Below are 10280 nucleotides of genomic sequence, written 5' to 3'. Positions count from 1 at the left end.
GAGCTTTAAGCACAGACATGTGCAAAGAGGCTCTCGACTTTGTTTATTTCGTCATTCATTTCCGAGCTTGCTATGTATGGCAGCGGATTTTTATAGTGCGGAAACACTGCCCGTACTATTTATGCCTGTTTATAGCAGCTCTGCGCGAAGTTTTTCGATGGGTTGAAGGGATAAGTAAGCAGGCGGGATTTCCAAAACGGTTTTAGCACCATATAGGCCTTCCGAAAACAGTTTATAAACGGCTCGGGCATAACAGACTAAAATATTGGAAGTAAACTCCGGATTGGAATCAAGCGTCAGAGAAAATTCGTATATGTGATTATTTTCCTGTTTTGCGCCGGTCGTTCCGCTTCTTTGAACAAAGCCGCCATGAGGCATAGCACTGTGATTTTTCATAAATTCTTCATCGCTGATAAAATGAACAGAGGTATCGTAATCGGAAAAATAATTTGGCATATTTACGATTTCAGCATATACCTTATCCATGTCGGCACCCGGTTTTAGGGAGACGTAACATTCTCTGGTATGCATCTCTCTGGCGGTATATTGGGGGTGAGTCCCTTTTCGGACTTCCTTTACAGCAGATTCAATGGGAATGGTATATTGAATGGCATGGGAGACGCCTTCTATGCGCCTTAACGCATCGGAATGGCCCTGACTGACTCCTTTTCCCCAGAAGGTATAACTGTTTCCTAAGGGGAGTACGGACTCAGCATAAAGTCTGTTTACGGAAAATAATCCGGGATCCCATCCCGCAGATATGGCGGCGGTATGTTTACTTAGGAGAGCAGAGGTGTTGACTGATTTGAAATGCTGCGAAATTTTTGCGTGGGTATCGAAACTGTCCACAACATTGAAGTGTGAAGCAAAGGCGGGACTTTGACTGCTCAGATCGGTAGAGCTTCCTCCACATAGGATCATGACGTCAATTTCATCCTTGTGATTCAAGGCTTCTTTCACATTATACACCTTTGCATGATCTGTAAGGGGACGAAGAACAGAAGGGTCTCGTCGTGTAAATATGGCGGCCAGTTCAAGATCCGGATTCTGGGCGATGGACAATTCCACTCCCCGTCCCAAATTACCGTATCCTAAAATACCTATTCTTATTTTTTTCATTTTCTTTCTCCTATCAAATATAATTTAAATGATATACGCAGCAACATTTTCGAATCCTACATTATATTAAAATTGCCGTTGAGAATAGAACTGTATTTTGCCGGACAATCCAACAATTTTTTTTTAGAACCCGTATAAATTTAACCAGTTTTGCACATAAATAATGATAGGTCACAGAACGTCCTTTTGGGACAGTAAACCAAATTGCTAAAGGGGAGCAAGCAGGGATTCGGAGGACCTTATTTATGACGAACAAGGTTGAAATCTGTGGTGTGAACACAGCTAAGCTGCCTGTTTACAAGGATGCAGAAATGATGAAAATGATAGAGGCTGTCAAAGGGGGAGATAAAGAGGTTAGAGAAGAATTCATCAAGGGAAATCTCAGATTAGTGCTCAGCGTTATTCAGAGATTCAATAACCGGGGAGAGAACCCCGATGATTTATTTCAAGTGGGATGTATCGGATTAATTAAAGCATTGGAAAATTTCGATACCTCGCACGGCGTAAAATTTTCCACATATGCAGTGCCGATGATCATCGGTGAAATCAGGAGATATCTTAGAGATAATAATCCGATCCGAGTTTCAAGATCGCTGAGGGACACAGCGTACAAAGCATTGCAGGCCAGAGAAAAGCTTTCCAGAGAGCTGCAAAGAGAGCCTACCATGGCCGAAATTGCCAAGGAAACAGAAATGGAGAGAGAAGATGTGGTGCTGGCACTGGAATCTATTCAGGAGCCGATCTCATTGTTTGAGCCGGTATTTCACGACGACGGAGATGCCATCTATGTCATGGATCAGGTAAAGGACATGAAAAATACAGATGCAAGATGGATTGAAAACTTATCTCTTTCCGAAGCCATGAAAAAATTGACACCGAGAGAACGGCATATTTTGACCATGCGGTTCTTTGAGGGAAAGACACAAATGGAAGTGGCAGAAGAAATTTCTATCAGTCAGGCTCAGGTGAGCAGGCTGGAAAAAAACGCTCTGAAGTATATGCGGAAATATGTTTAAAGAGTTGAAATGCAGGTCCTATTTGAACAGTTAAAAATAGGAATTTTACCACAGCCCGGTGAATATACCGGGCTTTTGAATGAAAAGCCTTTTATTTTACTACATAATGTAATATAATGACTAAATACGGGCTGTGACAATATAGTCAAAATGAAAAAGAAGAAAGGCATGGATGAAATGATTAAAAAAAACAACGGTAAAACAAAATGGATGGCTTTACTGCTCATATCATGTTTAACTCTATCGCTGGCAGCATGCGGCGACAAATACGTTATGCCGTATTCGGACTACGATTTATCAGAATATGTAAAACTGGGGGATTACAAGGGTATTGAGGCGACAGAAACAAAAGTCAGTGTAACGGATGACGAAGTTCAGGCTGAGATTCAAAGCAGAGTGAAGGCTGCTGCTAAACAGGTGGAAAAGAAAGAAGGAACAGCAGTAAAGGGAGACAGTGTCAAAATTGCCTATAGCGGCAAGCTGAACGGAAAGGCCTTTGAAGGCGGGAGCACGGGAGCAGACGGAACGACCATAACCTTGGGAAGCAGCGGATATATTCCCGGTTTCGATGACGGTGTCATCGGTATGAAGGTAGGAGAAATGAAAACACTGAACCTGCAATTCCCGCAGGATTACGGAAAAGAGGAGCTCAACGGAAAGAATGTTGATTTTGATGTGACCCTAAGTGCAATCATGGTGACGGAAACGCCTAAATATGATGTTGATTTCGTAAAGGCGCACAGTAAGGAAACCACCATAGCCGGGTATGAAAAGAGCGTAAAAAAAGAATTATATGCGAAAAAGAAATCGGCAGCTGAGGAAGAAATGAGAAATCAAATCTGGGGAAAGATCATGGACAATGCTAAAATACTGAAATACCCGGAAAAGGAAATTGCGGCCTGCAAGGAAACCAATAAACAGTATTATGAATCCTATGCAAAGCAGTACGGTATGGAACTGAAGGATTTTGTAAAGCAATATGCAGGCATGGACGAAAAAGCATATCAGGAGTATTTACAGAAATATGCAGAAGCCATTGTATCACAAGAAATGGTCATGTACTCCATTGCCAAGGCTGAGAACATTACCATATCCGATGAAGAATATAAGCAGAAGATGGAAGATTTTAAGAAGGATCAGGGCGTTACAGATGAAAAAGCGTTTAAGCAGCAGTATGGCAAATCCTTCGAGGAATATGTGGGTAAGGATAATCTCATGAAGAGCTTTTTGCTTGAAGAAGTGATCCAGTTTGCTGTGGATCATGCCAAAATTGTACCGGCAGCGGATACCGCAGAAAAAAAGGCATAAGCCGGCACGTAATAAGAAAATATCATCAAAATGCTATGGAATAATTCCATAGCATTTTTCATATATTGTAAAAGTACAGGCTTAAGGATGAATTTACATGGTAGAAGGAGGAAATGAGAGTGACAAGTACGGAAGACATCAAAAATAAGGAAGTAATAAATATCTTCGATGGCAGAAGTATGGGTTATGTAAGCGATATAGAGATAAACCTTGAAGAGGGGACAATTGAAGGGATTGTCATTCCTTCGCCCAGAAACTTTTTTAATATTTTTGGCAGGAGCGAAGAGGATTATGTGATCCGGTGGGAAAATATTAAAACCATAGGAGATGATGTGATTCTGGTCAACATTGAAACCCTGATCGAATAAAACTTGTATGAAATCCCGGTTTAATACAATAATTTCTTTGCAAAGTACACAATATATAGTAAAATATAAGGCAGGGCTATGTTGATTTGGCAGCAGGAAGAATAAATGCATGAGTTTTTATATTGATGGGGGTGACATAATGAGATGTCCATTTTGTGAAAATCCAGATACGAAAGTTATTGACTCACGGCCTACAGAAGAAGGACATGCTATTCGAAGAAGAAGAGAGTGTGAAAATTGCAATAAAAGATTTACGACGTATGAAAAAGTGGAAGAAATGCTTCTTATGGTGGTTAAGAAGGATGGGAGACGAGAAGTATTTGACAGAAACAAGGTGCTGAACGGCATCATCAAGGCCTGTGAAAAGCGGCCTGTTCCCATGGTGGAAATTGAAAAGGTCGTCAGTGAAATCGAACGGGGACTGAATAATCTGATGGAAAAGGAAGTTCAAAGCGAATTTATCGGGGAACTCATCATGGAGCAGCTGAAAAAGCTGGACGAGGTAGCCTATGTACGATTCGCGTCTGTATACAGGCAGTTCACAGATGTCAAGACATTTGTTTCGGAGATAGAAAAATTACTGGAAAACGGGAAGAGGCATAAATAATACGAATGAAAGATATGAATAATACCAATGAAAAGTTTAACATTGCAATAGACGGTCCCAGCGGGGCAGGCAAAAGTACGATTGCAAAAGAAGTGGCAAAGATTTTATCGATTGATTATATAGACACAGGGGCTATGTACAGAGCTATCGGATATAAGCTGGGGCAGAATCAGGTGGATCTGACGGATAAAAACGCCCTTCGGCAGCTTCTGGAGGAAACAGAGGTTGATTTTGAAAAGGGGGATACCCTTTTAGACGGAGAGGTCGTTAATGATAAAATTCGCACACCGGAAGCTTCCAAAATGGCTTCCGTCTGTTCCGCACTGCCGGAAGTCCGAACGAAATTGGTTGCTCTTCAACGAAAAATGGCACAGAAAAAAAGCGTTGTGATGGATGGAAGGGATATTGGAACCAATGTTCTGCCGGAAGCTGAATTTAAGATTTTTTTGACGGCTTCATCGGAGGAAAGGGCCGAGCGAAGATTCAAAGAGCTTCAGGAAAAAGGTCAGCAGAGCACATTCCAGCAGGTATTAGAGGATATTGAACAAAGAGACTATCACGACACAACGAGGAAATTAAACCCTCTCAGAAAAGCAAAGGACGCTGTAGAATTGGATACGACGGGCATGAGCATTTCAGAGGTAACCAGGAAGATCATTGATTTGGTAAGGTGTGGAAGGTAATTTCACACTTTAATTATACAGAAAAGAGGAGGTAAAAAATCGTGGCAATTATTAAACCATTTAAAGCAATAAGACCAGATAAAAAATACGCAGATAAGGTCATATCCTTACCATATGATGTCATGAACAGAGAAGAAGCTGCCAGTATGGCGGATGGAAATCCATACAGCTTCCTGCATATATGCCGGTCAGAAATCGATATGCCGGAGCAGGAAAATCCCTATGACACTTGTGTGTATGAAAGAGCAAAGGCAAATATTGCACAGAATTTAGAGGATGGGATCTTCGTGCAAGAAGAAAAGCCCGTTTTATATTTATATAAACAGGTGATGGACGGAAGAGCCCAGGTGGGCATTGTTGGGTGCGTCGCTGTAGACGACTACATGAACAATGTGATTAAAAAGCACGAATTCACCAGAGTAGAAAAAGAATTGGACCGAATTCATCATTTTGATATATGCAACGCCAACACAGAACCGGTTTTCCTGACGTACAGAGACAATAAAAAGATCAGAAGCCTTGTGGAGGGATGGATATCCCGCCATGACCCCCTTTACGAGATTAAAACGGCGGATGGGATAGAGCATGTACTTTGGACAGTGAATGAGCAAAAGACGATTCAGGCTCTGACTGAAATCTTTGGAGAAATCCCTGCACTGTATATTGCAGACGGCCATCACAGGAGTGCATCGGCATGCAAGGTGGGGCTAAAGAGAAGAGAGGAAAATCCGGATTATACCGGCGAGGAAGAATTTAATTTCTTTATGGCGGTTCTGTTCCCAGATAACGATTTAAAGATTTTTGACTACAACAGAGTGGTAAAAGACTTAAACGGAAGCTCTGCGGAGCAGTTCCTGAAACAGGTGGAAAAAGCGGGCTTTGAAGTGGGAAAAATGGGACAGGCTGTATACAGGCCGGAGAAAAAACATATCTTTGGGATGTATTTGGAGGACACCTGGTACAAGGTTACGGCGAAACCGGAGATCATACCGGATCATGTGATTGATTCTCTGGATGTTTCTATTCTTCAAAACCATCTTCTTGGGCCGATCCTCGGAATTAAAGATCCCAGAACGGACAAGCGAATCGATTTCGTAGGAGGCATCAGAGGTCTGGAGGAATTGGAGAGAAGAGTTCGAACGGATATGACGGTGGCTTTTGCCGTGCATCCGGTAGATATTTCAGATCTGCTTGCCGTATCGGATAACGATATGGTCATGCCGCCTAAATCCACCTGGTTCGAGCCGAAGCTGGGAAGCGGTCTGTTTATGCACAGACTGTAGATTTTTATCGTTAGGAACAAAATAAGCGCTCCTCCCCAAGGAAAGAAGCTTTTGGAGGGGTGCTTTTATTTCAGGAGACAAGAAAACATGAATTATATAACGCATTCTTTGGGAGGGGTTGCTGCCGGCCTTGTTGTAATTGCTGCGGGTAATATAACGGAACCTGCTCAACAGGCTACGGTTATGGCAGGAGCGGTACTCGGCTCTCTGTTTCCGGATATTGACCACAGACAAAGCTGGATCGCGCATAAGGCTCCGGTGGCAGCAAATATTACTGCCGGATTGTTTAAACACAGAGGAGCCATACATACGCCTGTTTTTGTTTTGATCGCCGGCATTCTTTTAAGCCTGCTCAATCAGTTCTGGCTGCAGAATAGGGCATATCCTGCCGGGATTTTTATACAGGGATTTATACCGGGCATGATTTCCCATTTGATTTTAGATACCCTTAATGTTCAGGGAATTATGTGGCTATGGCCGCTTTCCCGCAAAAGATTCCATCTGCTCAGTATTCGGACGAACAGCGTGATGGAAACGGTCGTATGCATGGTATTGGGAGCATGCTTATATGGTCAATATACTAAGATATTTTGAAGGATTTTATGTAAAAATGAAAAATCATATTGACATCGTTTTTTTTATATGATAATATATCATATAATTTCAGTATGAAATATATGAAAAGGAGAAACGTCATGTACACCAGTGTTAAGCAGACAATAAATGAAATGATGATGTCTGGATGTGGTTGTTGTTGTATGAGCAACCATTATTTCCTGTGCATCTGATTTGTCTGATTTCTAGTCTGTGTGGCAGACGGCAATATGAAATGATAGAAGGCAAGTGCAGAAATGCACTTGCCTTTTTTAAGCTCAGGAGAATTAGAATATGGATTTTGAATTTATTGTAGAACATATACCGCTTTATGTGGAAGCGGCAGAACTTACCTTAAAGGTTGCATTTATCGGGATTGGCTTATCTATTCTGGTAGGGTTCCTATGCAGCTTGATTAAATATACGAGGATACCGATTTTGAGTCAAATCGTCAGTGCGTATATTGAATTATCCAGAAATACGCCTTTATTGATTCAGCTGTTTTTTCTGTACTTCGGCCTGCCCAAGCTGGGAATCGCCATCAGCTCTTTAGGTTGTGCGATCATTGGGCTGACCTTTCAGGGAGGAAGTTATATGGAAGAGGCATTCAGGGCTGGATTGGAAAGTGTGCCTAAGATTCAGACGGAGTCGGGAACCAGTTTGGGACTCACAGGATTTCAGGTATTTCGGTATGTGGTGCTGCCTCAGGCAATATCCACCTGTGTCCCGGCTTTTTGCGCCAACATCATCTTCCTTATAAAGGAAACCTCTGTATTTAGTGCGGTAGCATTGGCAGATTTAATGTTTGTGGCGAAGGACCTGATCGGTATTTATTATAAAACAGATGAAGCATTACTGATGCTGGTGGCGGCTTATTTGATCATATTGCTGCCGATATCCGTGCTGTGCTCCATTTTGGAAAGGAGGGTTCGATATGCAGGATTTGGGAATTAGTGTACTTTTTCAGGGAAATAATTTTTTACGGCTTTGCGCCGGTTTGTGGGTCACCTTGCGAATTGCTCTGATTTCAATGGGACTGTCGATCCCCCTCGGCCTTTTGTTCGGCATGCTGATGAATATGCACCAAAAAATAATTAAGGGGCTGTGCAGAATCTATCTGGAGTTTGTTCGAATCATGCCACAGCTGGTTCTGCTGTTCCTCGTATATTTTGGAGCAGCGAAAACTTTTGGAATCAACATGTCCGGTGAGATGGCGGCAGTGATCGTCTTTACATTCTGGGGAACAGCAGAAATAGGAGATCTGATCAGAAGTGCCTTGATCTCCATACCGAAGCACCAGTATGAAAGCGGCTACGGGCTTGGACTTACGAAGATGCAGGTATATTTTTATGTCATTATTCCGCAGATTGTACGCAGGCTGATTCCGCTGGCCATTAATTTGTTGACCAGAATGATCAAGACGACCTCCTTAGTGGTGCTGATTGGTGTTGTGGAAGTAGTAAAGGTGGGCAAGCAAATTATTGACGCTTCCCGATATACGACTCCGACGGCAGCGCTTTGGGTTTACGGTGTTATTTTTATCATGTATTTTGTTATCTGTTATTTCTTTTCATTCATGGCAGGTAAATTGGAGAAAAATTTAAAGTATTAAGGTAGGGCAATATGAAACAGGATATTTTATTGCAGACGGAGCATCTGCATAAATCTTTTGATAATCAGGAAGTTTTAAAGGATATTTCCTTTTCTCTGACAGGAGGGGAAGTGGTAGTCATAATCGGACCTTCCGGCTGCGGAAAAAGTACATTTCTTCGCTGTCTGAACGGACTGGAGGACATTGACGGGGGCAGGGTTATTTTTCACGGCGAAGAAATTTCGGCGCAGAAGAAAAAAATGCATTTAATCCGTCAGAAAATTGGAATGGTGTTTCAGAGCTATGATTTATTTCCGCATCTGACCATCATGGAAAACATTCTTCTGGCGCCAATGAAGGCTCAGGGCAGGCAGAAGCAGGAGATTGAAAAAGAAGCGGAAGAGCTTTTAAAACGAGTGGGACTTTTTGAAAAGAAGAACGCTTATCCCAGACAGTTGTCCGGAGGGCAGAAGCAGAGAGTGGCTATTGTCCGGTCGCTGATCATGCATCCGGATGTCATGCTGTTTGATGAAGTGACAGCTGCACTGGATCCGGAAATGGTTCGGGAGGTGCTGCAGGTCCTATTGGAATTGGCAAAATCCGGGATGACGATGCTGATCGTTACCCACGAAATGGAGTTTGCCAGAGCCGTGGCAGATCGAATTCTCTTTATGGATAAAGGGATCATCGTGGAAGAAAATACACCGCAGGAGTTCTTTGAGTCTCCGCAGACGGAAAGAGCAAAACAGTTTTTAAATATGTTTCATTACGAGGCATAGGTGAAATAGAATTTATAATCATGATAAGGAGTGAAAAAGATGAAAAAGAAAATAGGACTGATTTTATTGACCCTGATTTTGGCAGCTGGTCTGTTGGCAGGGTGCGGACAACAATCAACGGGAGATGAAGGAAATGCAGCGGATAACGGATCCGGAAAGGCTGCGGCAAGAAGCCTGGAGGACATTAAAAAAGATGGAAAAATCCGAATTGGTGTGTTCAGCGACAAGAATCCGTTTGGGTATGTGGATGCAAACGGAGAAGTACAGGGATATGATGTGTATTTTGCTAAACGAATTGCAAAGGATCTGCTTGGAAGTGAAGATGCGGTAGAGTTCGTATATGTGGAAGCTGCCAGTCGTGTGGAATATTTACAGTCCGGTAAAGTAGATATTACACTGGCAAACTTTACCGTTACCGATGAGAGAAAAGAGCAGGTAGATTTTGCTCTTCCGTATATGAAGGTCGCTTTGGGCGTTGTATCTCCTGAATCAAAATTGATTACAGATGTTTCACAGCTAAAAGGACGCACGCTGATCGTTGTAAAAGGCACGACAGCAGAAACGTATTTTTCAGAAAATCATCCGGAGATCAACCTATTGAAATTCGACGAATATCAGGAAGCGTATGACGCACTGCTGGACGGCAGAGGAGATGCCTTCTCCACGGATAATACAGAAGTGCTGGCATGGGCAATCAACAATAAGGGCTTTAAAGTAGGAATCGAATCCTTAGGGGCTACGGATGCCATAGCTCCGGCTGTTCAGAAAGGCAACACAGCGTTATTGAACTGGCTGAACGAAGAAATTAAGACCTTGGGGAAAGAGCAGTTCTTCCATGCGGACTATGAAAAGACGCTGAAACCGGTATATGGCAACAGTGCCGATCCGGAAAGCCTGGTGGTAGAAGGCGGAGAGATGTAATTACATTTAAA

12 protein-coding genes are annotated in these 10280 nt (G+C 42.5%); 11 read left to right on the top strand and 1 reads right to left on the bottom strand.

Annotation, left to right across the window (positions count from 1 at the left end):
• Positions 1-129: 129 nt before the first annotated feature.
• A complete protein-coding gene (locus tag EQM06_RS07400) occupies positions 130-1119 on the bottom strand; it encodes a diaminopimelate dehydrogenase (RefSeq protein ID WP_128745724.1) in 990 nt (329 codons plus the stop codon).
• A gap of 245 nt (positions 1120-1364) precedes the next feature.
• Between EQM06_RS07400 and sigG the strand changes: the two genes are divergently transcribed.
• The 11 genes from sigG to EQM06_RS07345 all read left to right on the top strand — a co-directional run bounded on the left by sigG (position 1365) and on the right by EQM06_RS07345 (position 10269).
• Positions 1365-2135, top strand: a complete 771-nt coding sequence (gene sigG, locus EQM06_RS07395) for an RNA polymerase sporulation sigma factor SigG (protein WP_128745723.1) — start codon at positions 1365-1367, stop codon at positions 2133-2135.
• A 168-nt stretch (positions 2136-2303) separates the two neighbouring features.
• Positions 2304-3443, top strand: coding sequence for a trigger factor (tig, locus tag EQM06_RS07390; RefSeq protein WP_205666525.1), 1140 nt, complete (start codon positions 2304-2306; stop codon positions 3441-3443).
• A gap of 119 nt (positions 3444-3562) precedes the next feature.
• Entirely contained in the window at positions 3563-3811 is a 249-nt protein-coding gene (locus EQM06_RS07385) for a PRC-barrel domain-containing protein (RefSeq protein ID WP_330548316.1), read from the top strand.
• Between the two features lie 139 nt (positions 3812-3950).
• Complete coding sequence (gene nrdR, locus EQM06_RS07380; RefSeq protein WP_128745720.1) at positions 3951-4418, top strand: transcriptional regulator NrdR; 468 nt, start codon at positions 3951-3953, stop codon at positions 4416-4418.
• A 5-nt stretch (positions 4419-4423) separates the two neighbouring features.
• On the top strand, positions 4424-5101 hold the full coding sequence (cmk, locus tag EQM06_RS07375) for a (d)CMP kinase (RefSeq protein WP_230974941.1): 678 nt from the start codon (positions 4424-4426) through the stop codon (positions 5099-5101).
• A 41-nt stretch (positions 5102-5142) separates the two neighbouring features.
• Positions 5143-6384, top strand: a complete 1242-nt coding sequence (locus tag EQM06_RS07370) for a DUF1015 domain-containing protein (RefSeq protein WP_128745719.1) — start codon at positions 5143-5145, stop codon at positions 6382-6384.
• A gap of 87 nt (positions 6385-6471) precedes the next feature.
• Positions 6472-6978, top strand: a complete 507-nt coding sequence (locus tag EQM06_RS07365) for a metal-dependent hydrolase (RefSeq protein WP_128745718.1) — start codon at positions 6472-6474, stop codon at positions 6976-6978.
• A gap of 294 nt (positions 6979-7272) precedes the next feature.
• Positions 7273-7932, top strand: coding sequence for an amino acid ABC transporter permease (locus EQM06_RS07360; RefSeq protein ID WP_128745717.1), 660 nt, complete (start codon positions 7273-7275; stop codon positions 7930-7932).
• On the top strand, positions 7913-8590 hold the full coding sequence (locus EQM06_RS07355; RefSeq protein WP_128745716.1) for an amino acid ABC transporter permease: 678 nt from the start codon (positions 7913-7915) through the stop codon (positions 8588-8590). Before EQM06_RS07360 ends, EQM06_RS07355 begins: the two co-directional genes overlap by 20 nt.
• 11 nt (positions 8591-8601) lie before the next feature.
• Positions 8602-9348: an amino acid ABC transporter ATP-binding protein gene (locus tag EQM06_RS07350; RefSeq protein ID WP_128745715.1), complete on the top strand. Its 747-nt coding sequence runs from the start codon at positions 8602-8604 to the stop codon at positions 9346-9348.
• 39 nt (positions 9349-9387) lie between these two features.
• Positions 9388-10269, top strand: a complete 882-nt coding sequence (locus EQM06_RS07345) for a cysteine ABC transporter substrate-binding protein (RefSeq protein WP_128745714.1) — start codon at positions 9388-9390, stop codon at positions 10267-10269.
• Positions 10270-10280: the final 11 nt, after the last annotated feature.

Source organism: Aminipila luticellarii (assembly GCF_004103735.1).
Taxonomy (GTDB): domain Bacteria; phylum Bacillota; class Clostridia; order Peptostreptococcales; family Anaerovoracaceae; genus Aminipila; species Aminipila luticellarii.
This window is presented reverse-complemented; position numbering and strand designations above follow the sequence as displayed.

What these genes read in the sequence shown, in the direction of transcription:
- cmk (WP_230974941.1), top strand. Translation starts at nt 4,424, where the DNA reads ATGAAAGATATGAATAATACCAATGAAAAGTTTAACATTGCAATAGAC.
- EQM06_RS07365 (WP_128745718.1), top strand. Translation starts at nt 6,472, where the DNA reads ATGAATTATATAACGCATTCTTTGGGAGGGGTTGCTGCCGGCCTTGTT.
- EQM06_RS07355 (WP_128745716.1), top strand. Translation starts at nt 7,913, where the DNA reads ATGCAGGATTTGGGAATTAGTGTACTTTTTCAGGGAAATAATTTTTTA.
- nrdR (WP_128745720.1), top strand. Translation starts at nt 3,951, where the DNA reads ATGAGATGTCCATTTTGTGAAAATCCAGATACGAAAGTTATTGACTCA.
- EQM06_RS07345 (WP_128745714.1), top strand. Translation starts at nt 9,388, where the DNA reads ATGAAAAAGAAAATAGGACTGATTTTATTGACCCTGATTTTGGCAGCT.
- tig (WP_205666525.1), top strand. Translation starts at nt 2,304, where the DNA reads ATGGATGAAATGATTAAAAAAAACAACGGTAAAACAAAATGGATGGCT.
- sigG (WP_128745723.1), top strand. Translation starts at nt 1,365, where the DNA reads ATGACGAACAAGGTTGAAATCTGTGGTGTGAACACAGCTAAGCTGCCT.
- EQM06_RS07350 (WP_128745715.1), top strand. Translation starts at nt 8,602, where the DNA reads ATGAAACAGGATATTTTATTGCAGACGGAGCATCTGCATAAATCTTTT.
- EQM06_RS07400 (WP_128745724.1), bottom strand. Translation starts at nt 1,119, where the DNA reads ATGAAAAAAATAAGAATAGGTATTTTAGGATACGGTAATTTGGGACGG.
- EQM06_RS07360 (WP_128745717.1), top strand. Translation starts at nt 7,273, where the DNA reads ATGGATTTTGAATTTATTGTAGAACATATACCGCTTTATGTGGAAGCG.